General features: G+C 51.5%; 17 protein-coding genes and 2 riboswitches. Of the genes, 13 read left to right on the forward strand and 4 right to left on the reverse strand.

Annotated features, from left to right (window positions below; all coding sequences use genetic code 11):
* The first annotated feature begins 60 nt into the window (after positions 1 to 60).
* The 9 genes from purC to purD are packed head-to-tail and all read left to right on the forward strand — an operon-like array spanning position 61 to position 9,771.
* A complete protein-coding gene (gene purC / locus EWH91_RS09275; RefSeq protein ID WP_129929768.1) occupies positions 61 to 771 on the forward strand; it encodes a phosphoribosylaminoimidazolesuccinocarboxamide synthase in 711 nt (236 codons plus the stop codon).
* On the forward strand, positions 768 to 1,019 hold the full coding sequence (gene purS / locus EWH91_RS09280) for a phosphoribosylformylglycinamidine synthase subunit PurS (protein ID WP_129929769.1): 252 nt from the start codon (positions 768 to 770) through the stop codon (positions 1,017 to 1,019). The genes purC and purS overlap by 4 nt, the downstream gene beginning before the upstream one ends.
* Positions 1,016 to 1,708, forward strand: a complete 693-nt coding sequence (gene purQ, locus EWH91_RS09285) for a phosphoribosylformylglycinamidine synthase subunit PurQ (protein ID WP_129929770.1) — start codon at positions 1,016 to 1,018, stop codon at positions 1,706 to 1,708. Before purS ends, purQ begins: the two co-directional genes overlap by 4 nt.
* The gene (gene purL / locus EWH91_RS09290) at positions 1,689 to 3,911 is read left to right on the forward strand and encodes a phosphoribosylformylglycinamidine synthase subunit PurL (RefSeq protein ID WP_129929771.1); all 2,223 of its coding nucleotides are present in this window, start codon (positions 1,689 to 1,691) and stop codon (positions 3,909 to 3,911) included. The genes purQ and purL overlap by 20 nt, the downstream gene beginning before the upstream one ends.
* Positions 3,887 to 5,311: an amidophosphoribosyltransferase gene (gene purF / locus EWH91_RS09295; RefSeq protein WP_129929772.1), complete on the forward strand. Its 1,425-nt coding sequence runs from the start codon at positions 3,887 to 3,889 to the stop codon at positions 5,309 to 5,311. The genes purL and purF overlap by 25 nt, the downstream gene beginning before the upstream one ends.
* A 12-nt stretch (positions 5,312 to 5,323) precedes the next feature.
* The gene (gene purM, locus EWH91_RS09300; protein ID WP_129929773.1) at positions 5,324 to 6,364 is read left to right on the forward strand and encodes a phosphoribosylformylglycinamidine cyclo-ligase; all 1,041 of its coding nucleotides are present in this window, start codon (positions 5,324 to 5,326) and stop codon (positions 6,362 to 6,364) included.
* On the forward strand, positions 6,354 to 6,926 hold the full coding sequence (gene purN, locus EWH91_RS09305; RefSeq protein WP_129929774.1) for a phosphoribosylglycinamide formyltransferase: 573 nt from the start codon (positions 6,354 to 6,356) through the stop codon (positions 6,924 to 6,926). Before purM ends, purN begins: the two co-directional genes overlap by 11 nt.
* A gap of 14 nt (positions 6,927 to 6,940) precedes the next feature.
* On the forward strand, positions 6,941 to 8,482 hold the full coding sequence (gene purH, locus EWH91_RS09310; protein ID WP_129929775.1) for a bifunctional phosphoribosylaminoimidazolecarboxamide formyltransferase/IMP cyclohydrolase: 1,542 nt from the start codon (positions 6,941 to 6,943) through the stop codon (positions 8,480 to 8,482).
* A gap of 17 nt (positions 8,483 to 8,499) precedes the next feature.
* Complete coding sequence (gene purD, locus EWH91_RS09315) at positions 8,500 to 9,771, forward strand: phosphoribosylamine--glycine ligase (RefSeq protein WP_129929776.1); 1,272 nt, start codon at positions 8,500 to 8,502, stop codon at positions 9,769 to 9,771.
* A gap of 265 nt (positions 9,772 to 10,036) precedes the next feature.
* Here purD and EWH91_RS09320 read toward each other — a convergent pair whose 3' ends face one another.
* The 4 genes from EWH91_RS09320 to EWH91_RS09335 are packed head-to-tail and all read right to left on the reverse strand — an operon-like array spanning position 10,037 to position 13,940.
* Positions 10,037 to 11,098: a sulfate/molybdate ABC transporter ATP-binding protein gene (locus EWH91_RS09320; protein ID WP_129929777.1), complete on the reverse strand. Its 1,062-nt coding sequence runs from the start codon at positions 11,096 to 11,098 to the stop codon at positions 10,037 to 10,039.
* Between the two features lie 30 nt (positions 11,099 to 11,128).
* Positions 11,129 to 11,995: a sulfate ABC transporter permease subunit CysW gene (gene cysW, locus EWH91_RS09325; RefSeq protein WP_129929778.1), complete on the reverse strand. Its 867-nt coding sequence runs from the start codon at positions 11,993 to 11,995 to the stop codon at positions 11,129 to 11,131.
* A gap of 22 nt (positions 11,996 to 12,017) precedes the next feature.
* Positions 12,018 to 12,851: a sulfate ABC transporter permease subunit CysT gene (cysT, locus tag EWH91_RS09330; protein ID WP_483315833.1), complete on the reverse strand. Its 834-nt coding sequence runs from the start codon at positions 12,849 to 12,851 to the stop codon at positions 12,018 to 12,020.
* Positions 12,852 to 12,896: 45 nt separating this feature from the next.
* On the reverse strand, positions 12,897 to 13,940 hold the full coding sequence (locus tag EWH91_RS09335; RefSeq protein WP_129929780.1) for a sulfate ABC transporter substrate-binding protein: 1,044 nt from the start codon (positions 13,938 to 13,940) through the stop codon (positions 12,897 to 12,899).
* Between the two features lie 309 nt (positions 13,941 to 14,249).
* Positions 14,250 to 14,358, reverse strand: a riboswitch (SAM riboswitch).
* A 125-nt stretch (positions 14,359 to 14,483) separates the two neighbouring features.
* A riboswitch (SAM riboswitch) is annotated at positions 14,484 to 14,600 on the forward strand.
* 77 nt (positions 14,601 to 14,677) lie between these two features.
* On the opposite strand from EWH91_RS09335, the gene EWH91_RS09340 reads away from it, so the two are divergent.
* The 4 genes from EWH91_RS09340 (at position 14,678) to cysC (ending at position 17,504) form a co-directional block, all read left to right on the forward strand.
* Positions 14,678 to 14,911, forward strand: a complete 234-nt coding sequence (locus EWH91_RS09340; RefSeq protein WP_129929781.1) for a 4Fe-4S dicluster domain-containing protein — start codon at positions 14,678 to 14,680, stop codon at positions 14,909 to 14,911.
* Between the two features lie 30 nt (positions 14,912 to 14,941).
* Positions 14,942 to 15,667, forward strand: a complete 726-nt coding sequence (locus tag EWH91_RS09345) for a phosphoadenylyl-sulfate reductase (protein WP_129929782.1) — start codon at positions 14,942 to 14,944, stop codon at positions 15,665 to 15,667.
* Positions 15,668 to 15,730: 63 nt separating this feature from the next.
* The gene (gene sat, locus EWH91_RS09350; protein ID WP_129929783.1) at positions 15,731 to 16,882 is read left to right on the forward strand and encodes a sulfate adenylyltransferase; all 1,152 of its coding nucleotides are present in this window, start codon (positions 15,731 to 15,733) and stop codon (positions 16,880 to 16,882) included.
* Between the two features lie 16 nt (positions 16,883 to 16,898).
* Entirely contained in the window at positions 16,899 to 17,504 is a 606-nt protein-coding gene (gene cysC, locus EWH91_RS09355; RefSeq protein WP_129929784.1) for an adenylyl-sulfate kinase, read from the forward strand.
* The last annotated feature ends 20 nt before the right edge of the window (positions 17,505 to 17,524 follow it).

Consider the following 17,524-nt stretch of genomic DNA (forward strand, 5'->3'; position numbering starts at 1 on the left):
CCGGAGTAAATGATCGCGCCCATAATCATAGAAAAATATCGAACAAAAGGGGATAAAACCATGAGCCAGCTGCTCTACGAAGGTAAAGCGAAAAAAATGTTTACGACCGATGATCCGAATGTTCTGCGTGTCGTGTATAAAAACGATGCAACGGCTTTTAACGGGAAGAAAAAAGCTGTATTTCCGGGCAAGGGAAAACTGAACAATGCCATCTGCACCCGAATCTTTCATGTGCTTCAGGGCAAGGGTATTCCGACACATTTTATCGATAAAATCTCTGAGACAGAGCAGCTGGTCAAAGCTGTGGATATCATTCCAATTGAAGTCGTTGTCCGTAACGTGGTGGCAGGCAGCCTGGCGAAGCGCTTCGGGCTTGATGAAGGGGTCCGCCTCGGACGGACGATCATTGAATTTTATTACAAGAGCGATGAACTCGGCGATCCGATGATTAACGATGATCACGCGCAGGCAATCGGGCTCGCGTCAGAGAAAGATCTGGCGGAGATCCGCAGTCTGGCCGCCCGTGTCAACACGATTCTGCAGGACCTTTTCTCAGAAGCGGGCATTCTGCTGGTCGACTTCAAGATTGAGTTCGGCAGACTGAAAACAACAGGAGATATTGTCCTTGCTGATGAAATTTCCCCGGACAGCTGCCGCCTGTGGGACAGAAAAACACATGAGAAGCTGGATAAGGATGTATTCCGTCGCAATATCGCCGATCTCCCGGAGACTTATGAAAAATTGCTGAGCCGTCTGGAGGGTGTGAAATGAAAAAGGTGAAGGTATTCATTACGCTCAAGGAAAGTGTACTGGATCCGCAGGGACAGGCGGTCATGCAGTCGCTTCATAATATGGATTATAAAAAGGTGAAAGATGTCCGGATCGGGAAATTCATCGAACTCGAAATGGAGGATACGGCAGACGTGGCTCAGCAGGTGGATGAAATTTGCGACAAATTGCTGGCCAACACCGTCATTGAAAATTATCGTTATGAAATCGAAGAGGAGGCCCGCCCGTGAAAACCGCAGTCATCGTTTTTCCAGGATCAAACTGTGATCAGGACATGTACTACGCGATAAAAGACGGACTGGGGGAAGACGTGGAATACGTCTGGCACGGGGAGACCTCGCTTGAGGGGTTCGATGCCGTGATGATTCCGGGCGGCTTCTCGTACGGGGATTATCTCCGCTGCGGGGCGATTGCCCGTTTCTCCGGGATTATGCCGGCGGTGATCCGTGCAGCACGGGAAGGAAAACCGGTGCTCGGCGTCTGCAACGGTTTCCAGATCCTGACAGAGTCCGGACTTCTGCCGGGAGCACTCCTGAAAAACCGCGATCTGAAATTCATCTGTGAAACCGTCAATCTTAAGGTAGAGAATAACCGGACACTTTTTACCTCTTTATATCAAAAAGGGGAAACCATTCGCATCCCCATCGCTCATGGCGAAGGGAACTACTTCTGTGACGATCAGACGCTGAAGGAACTTAAGGAGAACCACCGGATTGTCTTTTCCTATGCCGGTGAAAATCCAAACGGCTCAATGGCCAATATTGCCGGAATTGTCAACAGCAGCGGGAATGTGCTCGGGATGATGCCTCATCCGGAACGGGCAGCTGATGCATTGCTTGGCAACGTCGACGGTCTCCGCCTTTTCAAGTCCATTTTGAACAACTGGAGGGAATCCGCTCATGCCGCTTACACATCTTGAACCGTCACCAGAACAGATTGAACAGAAAAAAATCTACAGAACCATGGGGCTGACGGAGGATGAGTTCCGGGAAGTCAAACGGCTTCTTGGACGCAAACCGAATTACACAGAGACCGGACTTTTTTCCGTGATGTGGTCGGAGCACTGCAGTTACAAGACGTCAAAACCACTTTTAAAAAAATTTCCAACCCGGGGTAAACGCGTGCTCCAGGGTCCCGGTGAAGGTGCGGGGATCCTGGATATCGGTGACGGTCAGGCGGTTGTCTTTAAAATCGAAAGTCATAACCATCCGTCGGCGATTGAGCCGTACCAGGGGGCGGCGACCGGCGTCGGCGGAATTATTCGGGATGTCTTTTCGATGGGTGCCCGCCCGGTGGCCCTGCTCGATTCGCTCCGCTTTGGTGATCTGAGTGATCCGCGTGTCCGTTATCTGTTTGAAGAGGTGGTCAGCGGCATTGCCGGATACGGGAACTGCATCGGGATCCCCACGGTCGGAGGTGAATTGCAGTTTGACCCGTGTTATAACGGCAATCCGCTTGTCAACGCCATGTGTGTCGGCATCATGAACCATCAGGATATTCAGGTCGGCCAGGCGCGCGGTATCGGCAATACGGTCATGTATGTCGGGGCGAGCACGGGGCGTGACGGAATTAACGGAGCAACCTTTGCCTCTGAAGAGATCTCAGCGAAGTCGGATGAGAAGCGCTCGGCTGTTCAGGTTGGTGACCCGTTTATGGAAAAGCTGCTTGTTGAAGCGTGTCTGGAACTTACGAGACACGAAGCACTTGTCGGGATCCAGGACATGGGGGCGGCGGGGCTCGTTTCTTCAGCCAGTGAAATGGCCGCCAAAGCGGGCGTCGGGATTGATATGAATCTCGATCTGATTCCCCAGCGTGAGACCGGGATGACGCCCTATGAAATGATGCTTTCTGAATCACAGGAACGGATGCTGATCGTGATTAAAAAGGGCAGTGAGAAGGAAATACAGTCGATCTTCTCCCACTGGGGCCTGCACGCGGTAGCAGTCGGCGAAGTGATTGAAGAAGAAGTGCTTCGACTGGAACACCGGGGAAAAGTCGTGGCGGAAGTGCCTTCGGATGCACTTGCTTCCGCTCCGGTCCGGCACATGCCGTCGCAAGTTCCCGCTGAATATAAAGAAAATCAGTCAGCCCCTGCATGGCATCCATCCATTACCGATTATGCCGGGACGATCCGAAAGCTGCTGATGCAGCCGACTCTGGCTGCGAAAGACTGGGTGACCCGTCAGTACGATTATATGGTGCAGACGAATACAGTCATCCCGCCAGGTTCTGACGCAGCCGTGATCCGCGTTCGCGGCACGAATAAGGGACTGGCGATGACGACGGACTGCAATGCGAAATATCTGGCCGTTGATCCAAAAGAGGGAGGCCGGATTGCAGTTGCCGAAGCAGCACGCAATATTGTCTGCTCCGGAGGCATCCCCCTTGGCATCACCGATTGCCTCAATTTTGGCAGTCCGGAAAATCCGGAAGTGTTCTGGGAAATGGAAGAAGCGGTGAACGGGATGGCGGAAGCCTGCCGGGTCCTTGAGACACCGGTCATCAGCGGAAACGTTTCGCTTTATAATGAGACGGATCATGAAGCCATTGATCCGACTCCGGTCGTCGGCATGGTCGGGCTCATTGAGCATCTGGATCACGTGACTTCGGCCGCATTTAAACAGGAAGGCGACGCTGTCTATCTTGTCGGGCGGGCGCAGGCTGAATTCGGAGGCAGCGCGCTGCAGCTGCTGTTGAAAGGAAAGGCATCCGGGAAGGCACCAAAGCTGGATCTTTCTCTTGAGAAAAAGCGTCAGAAGCAGATTCTCAAAGCGATTACATCCGGCCTTGTCTCTTCAGCACACGACCTGTCCGAAGGCGGCCTGGCCGCCGCTGTGGCCGACTCGGTATTCGGTACGGATTTCGGCGCCCGTCTTTCTTTTCACACGGATCCGGTGGTGGAACTGTTCTCCGAAACCCAGTCACGATACCTGATTTCCGTCCCTGAACCGGCTTCGGCCGCCTTTGAATCTACAGTTGAAGACGCCGTCCGAATCGGGACGGTGATCCGCAGTGAACAAATCATCCTGAAATTTGACTCTGAAACAGTGCGACTTAATCGACCGGAACTTGAAAAGGACTGGAGAGGAGTTCTGTCATGTATGATGTCGGCAAAGAACTGAACGAGGAATGTGGTGTTTTTGGAATCTGGGGGCATGAAAATGCAGCAAAGCTGACCTATTACGGACTTCACAGCATGCAGCACAGAGGCCAGGAAGGCGCCGGCATTGCTGTAACAGATGGAAAACATCTTTATGATCATAAAGGCCTCGGGCTGGTTAACGACGTTTTCGATCACGAAAAACTGGAAGCACTCAGCAAGGGTTATGCGGCGATCGGACACGTCCGCTACTCCACTCAGGGTGGAAACAGTTATGCGAATGTGCAGCCGCTTGTTTTTCGCTCACAGAAGGACTCCCTTTCGATTGCCCATAACGGCAACCTGGTGAATGCGCACAAACTGAAGGGGGAGCTCGAGGAACGAGGAAGTATTTTCCAGACCACCTCAGACACGGAAGTCATTGCTCATCTGATCAAACGGGATTTTTCTGACAACTTTATGGAAAGCCTGAAGCATGCACTGTCGGTGATCAAGGGGGCTTATGCCCTGACCATGCTGACGGAGCATCAGATGATTGCGGCACTGGATCCGAACGGTCTGCGGCCGCTTTCACTAGGCCGGCTCGGCAATAGCTGGGTGGTTGCCTCTGAGACCTGTGCCTTTGACCTGATCGGTGCGACGTATGTTCGCGATGTGAACCCGGGTGAAATCCTGGTGATCGATAATCAAGGGGTGCGTTCGGAATTTTTTACCAATCATACCGAACCGGCGATCTGCAGTATGGAATACATCTATTTCTCACGCCCGGACAGCAATATTCAGGGAATTAATGTTCATGCCGCACGTAAAAATCTTGGAAAAATGCTGGCCCAGGAAGCACCTGTTGAGGCAGATGTCGTAACCGGCGTTCCGGATTCCAGTATTTCAGCCGCGATCGGCTATGCCGAAGCCACAGGAATCCCCTATGAACTTGGAATGATCAAGAACCGTTATGTCGGGCGGACCTTCATCCAGCCGTCTCAGGAGCTTCGTGAGCAGGGCGTGAAGATGAAATTATCCCCGGTCCGGGCTATTATTGAAGGGAAAAGAGTCGTCATGGTTGACGATTCGATTGTCCGCGGGACCACGAGCCGGCGCATCGTCAACATGATGCGTGAAGCCGGTGCCACTGAAGTGCACGTACGGATCAGTTCGCCGCCGATTACCCATCCCTGCTTTTACGGGATCGACACGTCGACGTCGTCGGAATTGATTGCCGCCAAACATTCAGTGGAAGAAATCCGGGAAATCATCGGCGCCGACTCCCTTGTCTATCTCAGTGTGGACGGTCTGAAAAAGGCGATTGGCCGTGATCCGGCGCTGAAAAATTGCGGCCAGTGTCTGGCCTGCTTTACCGGCAGTTACCCGACGGAAATTTATCCGGATACGGTACTGCCACATGAAAAAGAACTGCTTGTCTGAGGAGGATCTGGAATGGCCGATGCATATAAAAAGGCCGGTGTGAATATTAAAGCCGGTTATGAGACGGTCGATCGGATCAGAAAACACGTCCGGCGAACGTTCAGACCGGAAGTCATCGGCGGCCTGGGCGGATTCGGCGGAGCCGTTGATCTGTCGAAGATGAACATAAAGGAACCGGTGCTCGTTTCCGGAACGGACGGTGTCGGAACCAAGCTGATGGTTGCCTTTAAAACCGGGCAACACGACACGATCGGGATCGACGCGGTTGCCATGTGTGTGAATGACATTGTCACGCAGGGGGCTGAACCGCTTTATTTTCTCGATTATCTGGCCTGTGGCTCACTGGAGCCGGAGAAAGCGGAAGCCATCGTAAAGGGGATTGCTGATGGCTGCGCAGCAGCAGGTTGCGCGCTTGTCGGCGGCGAAACCGCTGAGATGCCTGGCATGTATCAGGGAGAAGATTACGATATTGCCGGTTTTTCAGTCGGTGTGGTAGAAAAAGCGAAGAGAATCACCGGCGAGCGGATCGAAGCCGGAGACAGCCTGATCGGTCTTGCTTCAAACGGTCTGCACAGCAATGGATTTTCCCTGGTCCGGCAACTGATCACCGCGGCAGGTCTGGGTTATGACAGCCCGTTCGCGCCCGATCCGAAGCTCACGGTTGGTCAGGAACTGCTGAAACCGACGCGCATCTATGTAAAACCGCTGCTTAAGCTGATTCGCTCCCTGGATGTTCACGGGCTGGCTCACATCACCGGCGGGGGATTGTATGAAAATGTCCCGCGCATGTTCACCGGAGGGCTTGGTGCGGAAATTGATACAGACGCCTGGCCGCTTCCGGATGTGTTCCGGTGGCTGAAAGAGATCGGTAGTCTCGATCCGGACGACATGTTTCATACGTTCAACATGGGGATCGGTATGGTGATTGCCGTTTCCCCGCAGGACGAACAGAATGCTTTTGAGAAACTCCTTGAGTTCGGCGAGAGGCCTTATATCATTGGGCGTGTTGTGGAAAAACAGGGATTGACGCTGGTGAACCATCATGAAGCATAAAATAGCCGTCTTTGCGTCCGGAAACGGAACAAACTTTCAGGCGATCCTTGAAGCTGTGCGACTTGGCAAGATACCGGCAACGCTTGAACTGCTGGTCTGTGATCAGCCGGGAGCCCGGGTCATCCGCCGTGCCCAAGAGGCAGATGTGGCAAAACTTGTGGTCTCACGGAAGGACTTCCCTTCGAAGCGTGCCTTTGAAGAGCAGATTGTTGCTGCCTGCCGGAAACGCGGCATCGAATATATTTTCCTTGCCGGATATATGCGACTGCTTGGGCATACACTGCTTGACGCTTACCCGCACCGGATTGTGAATATTCATCCGTCGCTGCTGCCGTCTTTCACCGGTCTGGATGCGATCGGGCAGGCGTTTCGCAAAGGGGTTAAGGTGACCGGCGTGACCGTGCATTATGTTGACGAAGGCATGGATACCGGGCCGATCATCGCCCAGGCGCCCGTTCCTGTTGCGAGCGCCGACACCCTTGATACACTTGAACAGCGGATCCATGAAACAGAACACCGGCTTTATCCGAAAACCATTGAAAAATTACTGACAGATAAGTGAAAGGAAGTATCAACGTGGTAAAACGTGCTCTGGTTAGCGTTTCAGACAAAACTGGACTGATCGATTTTGTGAAAAAACTGGTGAATGCAGGGATTGAGATCATCTCAACCGGCGGGACCAAAAAAGAGATTGAAGCGGCCGGTATCCCGGTCAAATCAGTCAGCGACGTTACCGGTTTTCCGGAAATTCTCGATGGACGTGTCAAGACCCTTCATCCGGCGATCCACGGCGGACTGCTCGCTGTCCGTGATAAAAAGGCGCATATGGACGCGATCGCAGAACATGGCATTCAGCCGATCGATTTTGTTATTGTGAACCTTTACCCGTTTAAAGAAACGATTGCGAAGCCGGATGTCACCTATGACGAAGCGGTAGAAAACATCGATATCGGTGGTCCGAGTATGCTCCGCTCTGCAGCGAAGAATCATAAGAGCGTCACGGTTGTCTGTGATCCGGCCGATTATGATCGTGTTGCGGAAAGTCTCAATGAACATGCTGAAGTACCGTTTGAACTGAGACAGAAACTTGCGGCCAAAGCTTTCCGTCATACGGCTGCTTATGATGCGCTGATTGCCGATTACTTTACAAAGCAGACCGGTGAGGAGTTCCCGGAAAAGCTGACCATCACCTATGAGAAGAAGCAGGGACTGCGTTACGGCGAAAATCCGCATCAGAAGGCGGCATTCTACAGCGATCCCCTGTTAAATGAATCAACGATTGCCGCCGCAAAACAGCTGCATGGGAAAAAACTTTCCTATAATAATATCCGCGACGCTGATGCAGCACTCGGCATCATCAAAGAATTCAAACAGCCGGCGGCAGTGGCCGTCAAGCACATGAATCCATGTGGCATCGGAATCGGTGAGAATGTGAATGAAGCTTATGACAGAGCGTATGCTGCCGATCCGGTGTCCATTTTTGGCGGGATCATTGCACTGAACCGCGAAGTCGATGCGGCTCTGGCAGAGAAACTGCATCATATTTTCCTGGAAATCGTTATTGCACCGGCGTACTCGGATGAGGCGCTGACCATTCTTGAGAAAAAGAAGAATCTGAGACTCCTCCAGGTAAAACTGACGGACGATAAGCAGAATTTTGTCCAATATACGTCTGTACGTGGTGGTATGCTTGTCCAGGAACTGGATACCAAAGGCTATGATGATATCAGGGATCAGCTGAAAGTCGCGACGGAGCGCAAACCGACGGATGAAGAAATGGAAAGCCTGAAATTTGCCTGGACGATTGTCAAGCATGTGAAGTCAAACGCCATTGCGCTGGTTAATCATGGCCGGATGGTCGGTATGGGCGGCGGACAGACGAACCGCGTCGGTGCGGCAAAAATTGCACTTGAAGAAGCAGGGGACAAAGCAAAAGGTGCCGTCCTGTCATCTGATGCCTTCTTCCCGATGGGAGATACCGTGGAAGCAGCGGCAAAAGCCGGAATTACGGCAATTATTCAGCCGGGCGGCTCAATCCGCGACAAGGAATCGATCAATATGGCCAATAAATACCATATTGCCATGGTCTTCACCGGCATGCGCCATTTCAAACATTGATTAAAGGGGAATGGACTATGAACATATTGATTGTCGGCGGCGGCGGCCGGGAACATGCCATGGCCTGGAAAGTCGCTCAGAGTACGTTGGTCGATAAACTCTATGCGGCACCGGGAAGTGACGGAATCGCTTCAGTCGCCGAATGTGCGCCCATTGACGTGATGGATTTTCAAGGTCTGGCCGATTTTGCCGAGGGGCATGATGTTGATCTGACCCTAGTCGGGCCGGAACAGCCGCTTGTCGGTGGTATTGTTGATTATTTTTCCGCACGCGGGCTGAAAATTTTTGGTCCGTCAAAAGCCGCGGCACGCATTGAGGGCAGTAAATCGTTTGCGAAGGCCCTGATGAAAAACAATCAGATCCCGACTTCACACTATCAGACGTTTACAGATTATCAGCAGGCGGGCGACTATCTGCAGCAGGTCGGTGCTCCGATTGTTCTGAAAGCGGACGGGCTCGCTGCAGGAAAAGGAGTCATTGTCGCCATGACGATGGCCGAAGCTGAACAGGGGCTCAAAGCCATCATGAAGGATCGAAAATTTGCCGATGCCGGCGCGCGTGTCGTCATTGAGGAATATCTGGAAGGTGACGAGTTTTCTCTGATGGCACTCGTTAATGGGGAGACGGTGACGCCGCTTGCGATTGCACAGGACCATAAACGGTCCTTTGATGGGGATAAGGGTCCAAACACCGGCGGTATGGGTGCCTATTCGCCGGTTCCCCAGATTCCCGGGAAGATTGCCGATGAAGCGGTGCAGACCATCCTCAAACCTGCTGCTTCCGGGATGGCTCAGGAAGGCTGCCCTTTTACCGGTGTTCTTTATGCCGGTCTGATGCTGACGAAGGATGGCCCAAAAGTGATCGAATTTAACTGCCGATTTGGTGATCCGGAAACGCAGGTCGTTCTGCCGCGTCTGGAATCCGATCTTGTTCAGGTTGTCCTGGATGTGATGGATGGAGGGCAGCCGGCACTTTCATGGTCGGACAAGACAGCAGTCGGCGTTGTACTCGCAACGGCAGGCTATCCGGTCTCCTATCCCAAAGGCAGAAAACTGGGTGATCTGAGCGCACTGCCCGATGCGGCATTACTTTTCCATGCCGGAACGAAAAAGAACGGTAAGGACTGGCTGACCAGCGGCGGACGGGTGCTGCTTGTGACCAGGCTCGGTGATGATCTGCGCACCACACGCGACGCTGTGAATAAAGATCTAGAGCGTATCGCAACAGATGATGTGTTTTTCCGGAAAGACATCGGTCACCGGGCACTGGAAGCGGCGGAAAAGCCGTAACCGACATATAGAGGATCATGAAAAAGAGAGGCTTGTATACGGGCAATCATGGTGCACATCATGGTTGTTTTTTCTATCAGGAGTCAGGACTGTAAAGCCATCTTCTTTGGAGACCCACTGTGGATGCCTGCATGATGCGACTCCTGAACAGATCCTGGCAGACGGGGAAATGCATAAAAAACAGGTGCGCTCCAGGCACCTGTTTCGCTTTATTGAATTTTCTCCCCTGTTTGATGAACATAAGTGACAGCCGCCAGGTAATGCTTCACTGAGTAGTGACAAATACCTGCACTTTCTTTGGCCGGATGTAAGTCGGCTGACCGGCATGTAATTCAAGGGCAGCAAATTCCTCACGATTCAATTCAATGTTGAGAAAGTCATGAGTATCGGATCTTTCAACTTCAATCCGAATGGTGGGTCCTGCTGCATGGATGTGCTTTACTGTTCCGGGAATCGATTGTTTGCCGGAGCGGTTTTTTTCAATGATGAAATGATGGGGACGGACAAAACCCAAACCGCCGGATTCATGATCTGCATATTCCGGGACCTCGGTCTCAAACGCGCCATCGATGAATTTACCATGTGTAATTTTCCCTTCAAAACGATTCGCACTTCCGATAAAATCATAAACAAAAGGATTAGCCGGGTATTCGTAAACGTCTTCCGGTGTTCCGATCTGTTCAATCTTTCCGTCCCGGATGATGACCACCCGATCGGCCACTTCGAAGGCTTCTTCCTGATCATGCGTCACAAAGATGCTCGTCACTCTGACAGATTCATGCAGGTGACGCAGCCAGAAGCGCAGCTCTTTTCTCACCTTGGCATCGAGCGCACCGAAGGGTTCATCAAGCAGCAGAATTTTTGGCTCTATAGCCAGTGCCCGGGCGAGAGCGACGCGCTGCTTCTGACCGCCGGAAAGCTGAGAAGGGTAACGTTTTCCGTACGGCTCAAGACGGACAAGTCTGAGCAGGCGATCGACCCTTTCACGGATTTCCCTTCTGGAGGGCCGGATTTTTCTTGGACGGACACGCAGACCATAAGCAATATTGTCGAAAACCGTCATATTCTGAAACAGGGCATAATGCTGAAAGACGAAGCCGACCTGACGCTCTTTTATGCTGGCCTCGGTCAGATTTTCACCGTGAAAGATAATTTGTCCCTGATCAGGTTCTTCAAGACCGGCAACAATGCGCAGCAGAGAGGTTTTTCCCGAACCGGACGGACCGAGCAGGGCAACCAGTTCCCCCGATGGAATGGTCAGATTAATATCTTTCAGAATCTGGAAAGCATCATATGCCTTGGAAACATGTTTGATTTCAATACTCAAAACGATATCCCCCCCCGAGGGTGTAGTTTTTCAGCGCGATCCTTGTTTCACACGATTTTCCAGGATGACTTTGAGAATCATAGTCAGAACAGCCAGAAGGGACATGACTGAAGCCAGGGCAAAGGCGGCAACAAACTGATATTCGTTATACAGGTTCTCAATTTGCAGAGGCATGGTATTCGTCAGGCCGCGGATGTGGCCGGATACGACAGAAACGGCACCAAACTCGCCGATTGCCCGGGCATTGCATAAAATAATGCCGTAGAAAAGCGCCCATTTGATATTGGGCAGGGTGACCTTCAGAAAAGTTTGCCAGCCGCTTGCCCCAAGTGTCAGAGAGGCTTCTTCTGCTGAAGTGCCCTGGTTTTGCATGAGCGGAATCAGCTCGCGGGAAACAAACGGGAAAGTCACAAATAACGTCGCAAGGACAATACCGGGTACATTGAAAACAATATTGATATCATGCGCCATCAGCCATCTGCCGAATGAACTGTGCTGACCGAATATCAGGATAAAAATCAGACCGGCGATGACAGGAGAGACGGAAAAAGGCAGATCAATCAATGTCATGAGTACACTTTTCCCCCTGAAGGCGTACTTGGTCATGACCCAGGCGAACAGGATCCCGAAGATGGTGTTCACAGGTACCGCGATCAGGGCAACCAGCAGCGTCAGACGGATCGCTGACAGGGCATCAGGTTCCGTAATGGATGAAAAATAGAATCCTGCCCCCTGTCTGAATGCCTCGGTAAAGATCGCAACCAGCGGAATGACGAGAAAAAAGAAAAGAAACAGCAGAACAAGAGCGATCAGAGTCAGTCGTATGGCGGTATTTTTTACATTATGCCGGGCAATACCTGCCTGACGGGCAACACGAGACGCAACAGGACTTTCCATAAAGGACTCCCTCTCAGTATCTTTACCGGCCGGCGTAGCGAAGACGCGACCACCATTGAATCAGATTAATCAGCAGAATAAGCAGAAACGAGATGACAAGCATGACAACGGCTATGGCCGTCGCGGCAGAATAATCAAATTGCTCCAGTTTGGTCATAATCATCAGCGGCGCGATTTCTGTTTTATAAGGCATATTGCCGGCAATAAATACAACAGAACCATATTCGCCAAGTGAGCGGGCAAACGCCAGCGAGAATCCGGACAGCGCCGCCGGCATCAGCTGAGGGAAAATCACCTTTCTGAAGGTCTGAAAAGGTGTCGCACCAAGCGAAGATGAGGCTTCTTCCACTTCGCGTTCAAAATTCTGCAGAACCGGCTGAACCATGCGCACGACAAATGGCAGACCAACGAAAATCAGGGCAATCGTGATACCGATCGGTGTAAAAGAGACGTCGAAGGGCAGCCATCGCCCAATCCATCCATTTTCTGAGTAGAGTGTCGTCAACGTAATGCCGGCCACAGCGGTCGGAAGAGCGAAAGGCAAATCCACGAGCCCGTCGACTGCCCGTTTCCATGGGAAAGTATAACGGGTCAGTACCCAGGCGATCAGGACACCGAAAATCAGATTAACAAAAGCCGCCGCCAGGGCTGTCAGGAAACTCAGTTTGTACGATGCAACGACACGCGGGTTGGTGACGTCCTGCCAAAAGGACGCCCATCCGGATCGTGCTGAATAGATAAAGATAAATGACAGCGGGATCAGGACGAGCAGGGAAAGATAGAACGTCGACAGCCCCATGGTCAGTCCGAAACCGGGGATGGACCGTCCTTTTTTTAAATGTTGGGAAAAAGCCACAATACTCAACTCCATTATCTACGGATGGATTTACCCGGAGCTTGTTTATTTAGGCTGGTAAATCTGATCAAAGGTGCCGCCGTCGGCAAAATGCTCTTTCTGCGCCTTCGCCCAGCCACCGAAATGATCATCTACAGTGACTAGTTCAATTTTCGGGAACTGATCGCTGTACTTTGCCAGAATCTCCTTGTTACGCGGGCGGTAATAACTTTTCGCAATGATTTCCTGGGCTTCATCACTGTACAGGTACTTCAGATATGCCTCAGCCACTTTTGCTGTTCCGTTACTTTCCGCATTCTTATCAACAACGGCAACGGGCGGTTCAGCGAGAATACTCAGTGAAGGGCTGACCCTTTCAAATTTGTCCGTACCGAGTTCATCGATGCTCAGGAAGGCTTCATTCTCCCAGGCGATCAGCACGTCGCCGACACCTCTTTCCGTGAAAGTCGTGGTCGCTCCGCGTGCTCCGGAATCGAGAACTTTGACGTTTGCATAGATCTTTTTCACGAAGTCCTCTGCTTTCTTCTGGTCATTATTGAATTTCTTGTCGGCATAAGCCCAGGCGGCCAGATAATTCCATCGAGCCCCGCCTGAGGTTTTTGGATTGGGCGTAACAACAGATACATTTTTCCTTGTCAGATCATCCCAGTCCTTAATGTTCTTTGGATTACCGGCCCGGACAAGGAAAACGATGGTTGACGTATACGGTGTTGCATTCTGCGGCAGTCGTTTCTGCCAGTCCTTATCCAGCCTGTCCGTGTTTTCGGCAATGGCATCGATATCGCCGGAAAGGGCGAGCGTGACGACGTCTGCCTTGAGTCCGTCAATAACGGAGCGTGCCTGTTTTCCGGATCCACCATGAGACTGCTGAATCGTCACATCCTGATGGCCTGTCTTTTTCCAGTACTTCGCGAACAGTTTATTGTACTGCTGATAAAGTTCACGTGTCGGGTCATAAGAAACATTGAGCAGTCTGACCGGCTTTTTTGCTTCATCTGAGCCGGCTCCCTGAGCTGAACGGTCTGATCCGCAGGCGCTGAGTGCCCCGAGAATTAAGATGGATACGATGAACAGACTGATTTTTTTCATTTGTAAACGCCCCCTTGCAGTCGTTTTAAGACGTACATCCTGATTTCTGGAAAAATAAATGACTCTTACAAAAAAACATAGGAATACTTGGATTAACAGCAAATACATCTTGCGCCCCCCGCGCTCACCTCCGGGAATGACTGGTTTACCAGACCAGGAAAAACGTACTGACTCACAGGTCGCAGGCACCGCCGGAGGCTTTGTTTTTTGGCCCTTTTCCCCACAAAACTTTTGCGCTCTCTATGCGTATAAAAAAACCTCATTCCGAAAGGATGAGGAGTGCTGTACGTGATTTGTTCACACTGCATCTCCTTATCTTTCAGGATAACCTGTTGGACGTGGCACCTGTACGATCACGTCTGTCATCGTGGTTGCCGGGCTTCATTGGGCCAATTCCCTCCGCCGCTCTCGATAAGAATCAATGAAATTGGTTTAATCCTATCATGCAGGTTGGAATAATGCAAGAAAAAAATTAATTCTTACTAAAACAGGATGATTAATTGACAATTCGATGCATCCCCTTTAAAATGAAAGCCAATTCAATAACTATCCAGAGTGATTGAGGGACTGGCCCGATGACATCCGGCAACCTGCACAGCATGTATTTCTCTGTAAGGTGCTAATTCCAGCAAAATGGCAGACCATTTTGAAAGATAGGAATCGTGACGCGAAGCTTTTTCCTGACTTTCTGGATGGAAAAAGCTTTTTTTCATTGATCTTTAGAGGAGGTGACTGAAGTGGCTTTTGTGATCACATCGGCCTGTAAAGGTGAAAAAGCGGGAGAATGTGTGGAGACCTGCCCGGTGGATTGTATCTTTGAAGGAGATGAGATGTTTTATATCAATCCGGATGACTGTATTGATTGCGGGGCCTGTGAAGCGGTCTGTCCGGTTGAAGCTATTTATCCGGAAGACGAAGTCCCGGACGGAGAGCGCCAGTACATTCAGCTCAATCGCGATTTCTTTTCCTGAGCTTTTCATGCTATTTGATTAAGAGAAGAGGTGAGGACAACGAAAATTCCAACATACAGCACCTGGAAAGACGTGCAGCTGCCGGATTTTAATCCGCAGTCGACATCTAAAGGTGCCCGGGAGGTCCTGGAGTGGGCGTATCGTTCTTATGGCGGTAAAGTCGTTTATTCCTGCAGCTTCGGGGTTGAGGGCATCGTCCTGATCGACTTGATTTATTCAGTAAAAAAAGAGGCTTCAGTCATCTTCCTCGATACCGATTTTCACTTCAAAGAAACCTATGAGCTGATCCGTCGTGTGGAAAACCGGTACCCGAAGTTGCATATCATCCGGCTGAAGCCGGCGCTCACGCCGCAGCAGCAGGCAGAAAAATACGGAGACGCGCTTTGGGCGAGACGTCCGGATCTTTGCTGCAATATACGGAAAATTCAGCCGCTTGCCGCAAGGATCGGAGCCTATGATGCCTGGATTTCCGGACTCAGACATGAGCAGTCTCCGACAAGACGTTCGGTTGCCTATGTCAACAGGGATGAAAAATTTCATTCCGTTAAAATCTGTCCGCTGATCTACTGGACCTGGGACGACGTCTGGGATTACGTGCACAGCCGTCAGCTGCCTTATAATCCCCTCCACGATCAGAATTACCCCAGCATCGGCTGCACGTTCTGTACGCGTGCGGTAAAGCCTGGTGAATCTCAGCGGGCAGGAAGATGGAGTGCTTTTGATAAAACGGAGTGCGGTCTCCATCTGAATAAATGAGAAGAAGATGCGAAACATGGCTGCAAGGTATCAACAATGAAATAGCGTATGGGAGGCTTTTCTATGACAAGTAAACCGCACGGCGGTATCCTGATCAACCGCCAGAGCTTCGGTCAGACGGCTGCAGGTTATGATCAGATCATTCCAATAGATCGCGTTGCTTTGAGCGACCTCGAACTGATTGCGAATGGCACATACAGTCCACTGACCGGATTTCTCGATCAGGAAAACTATGAATCTGTGGTCGAGAAAATGAGACTGAAAAGGGGTCTTGCCTGGACCATTCCGGTCACCCTGCCGGTCAGTGAGGAGGCAGCCGCTCAGGTGTCGGCGGGAGACAGAGCCCGTCTGGTCTATCAGGGCGTGGTCTATGGGACACTTGCGGTCACCGGTAAATTTCGCCCGGATAAGGAAAATGAAGCCCGGAAAGTGTATGGAACAACCGACCGCGAGCATCCGGGCGTAAAGCGGTTGTTCGATCGGGGAGCGGTTTATCTTTCCGGCCCGGTCCGGCTTCTGAGACGTTCACCGCGCCCGCAGGCCTTCGCCGCGGACTTTCTCGATCCCGTGGAAACACGCCGGCTGTTTGATCAGAAAGGGTGGAAGACGATCGTCGGTTTCCAGACCCGGAACCCGATTCACCGGGCACATGAATATATTCAGAAGACTGCCCTTGAGACGGTGGACGGCCTTTTCATCAATCCGCTGGTAGGGGAGACGAAGAAGGATGATATTCCGGCCGATATCCGTCTGCGCAGCTACCATGTTCTGATAGACAACTATTATGTTAAAGAACGGACGGCACTTGCCGTCTTTCCGGCCGCCATGCGCTATGCCGGTCCGCGTGAAGCGGTGTTTCACGCGATCTGCCGTAAGAACTTCGGATGTACCCACTTTATCGTCGGCAGGGATCATGCGGGTGTCAAAGATTACTATGGTCCTTATGATGCACAGAAAATTTTTTCTCATTTTACACGTGAGGAGCTGGACATTCAGACGCTGTTCTTTGAAAACAGTTATTACTGCACGAAATGCGGCAGTATGGCATCGAATAAAACCTGCCCGCACGATGCTTCCTATCATGTGGCTTTGTCCGGAACGAAAGTCAGAGCGATGCTGCGCGACGGCATCCGGCCGCCGGAAACATTCAGCCGGCCGCAAGTCGTGCAGGTGCTGATCGACGGACTGAAAGAAAAAGCCGGCCAGGCTAAATAAGGAGCGTGTATGGCATATGGCAGGTTCAGAGAATATTGTCTGGCATAAAACGACGGTGACCCGGGCGGACAGAGAAGCAAGGAGCGGACATCGTGGCGCAGTGGTCTGGTTCACCGGACTTTCCGGCTCCGGCAAATCTACGCTCGCCAATCGTGTCGAAGCTGAGCTGTTTAAGAAGGGGATTCGGACGTATCTGCTGGATGGCGACAACATCCGGTCCGGACTGAACCATGATCTCGGATTTACTGATGCTGACCGGAAGGAGAACATTCGCAGAATCAGTGAAGTTGCGGCCCTCTTTGTCGACAGTAATGCCGTTGTTCTGACTGCCTTTATCTCACCGTTTACCTCCGAGCGCAGGGCCGCCCGCGAAAAAGTATCCGAAGATGAATTTTTTGAAATTTATGTCAAGTGTCCGCTTGACGTCTGTGAAGCACGTGATCCCAAGGGACTGTACCGAAAAGCACGTGACGGGGAAATTGAAGCTTTTACCGGTATCAGTTCCCCCTACGAAGAACCGCCGGCCCCGGAACTGGTTGTCGATACCTCAGAAGAGACACTCGATCAAAGCACGGCCCGTGTGATTGCGTTATTAGAAAAGAACAAAATCATCGGTGCGTAACCCGGCACGTGATCTGTTGC

Origin of the sequence: Sporolactobacillus sp. THM19-2 (genome assembly GCF_004153195.1) — a bacterium.
Lineage (GTDB): Bacteria > Bacillota > Bacilli > Bacillales > Sporolactobacillaceae > Sporolactobacillus.

What these genes read in the sequence shown, in the direction of transcription:
- purC (WP_129929768.1), top strand. Translation starts at nt 61, where the DNA reads ATGAGCCAGCTGCTCTACGAAGGTAAAGCGAAAAAAATGTTTACGACC.
- purS (WP_129929769.1), top strand. Translation starts at nt 768, where the DNA reads ATGAAAAAGGTGAAGGTATTCATTACGCTCAAGGAAAGTGTACTGGAT.
- purL (WP_129929771.1), top strand. Translation starts at nt 1,689, where the DNA reads ATGCCGCTTACACATCTTGAACCGTCACCAGAACAGATTGAACAGAAA.
- purF (WP_129929772.1), top strand. Translation starts at nt 3,887, where the DNA reads ATGTATGATGTCGGCAAAGAACTGAACGAGGAATGTGGTGTTTTTGGA.
- purM (WP_129929773.1), top strand. Translation starts at nt 5,324, where the DNA reads ATGGCCGATGCATATAAAAAGGCCGGTGTGAATATTAAAGCCGGTTAT.
- purN (WP_129929774.1), top strand. Translation starts at nt 6,354, where the DNA reads ATGAAGCATAAAATAGCCGTCTTTGCGTCCGGAAACGGAACAAACTTT.
- purD (WP_129929776.1), top strand. Translation starts at nt 8,500, where the DNA reads ATGAACATATTGATTGTCGGCGGCGGCGGCCGGGAACATGCCATGGCC.
- cysW (WP_129929778.1), bottom strand. Translation starts at nt 11,995, where the DNA reads ATGGAAAGTCCTGTTGCGTCTCGTGTTGCCCGTCAGGCAGGTATTGCC.
- EWH91_RS09335 (WP_129929780.1), bottom strand. Translation starts at nt 13,940, where the DNA reads ATGAAAAAAATCAGTCTGTTCATCGTATCCATCTTAATTCTCGGGGCA.
- sat (WP_129929783.1), top strand. Translation starts at nt 15,731, where the DNA reads ATGACAAGTAAACCGCACGGCGGTATCCTGATCAACCGCCAGAGCTTC.
- cysC (WP_129929784.1), top strand. Translation starts at nt 16,899, where the DNA reads ATGGCAGGTTCAGAGAATATTGTCTGGCATAAAACGACGGTGACCCGG.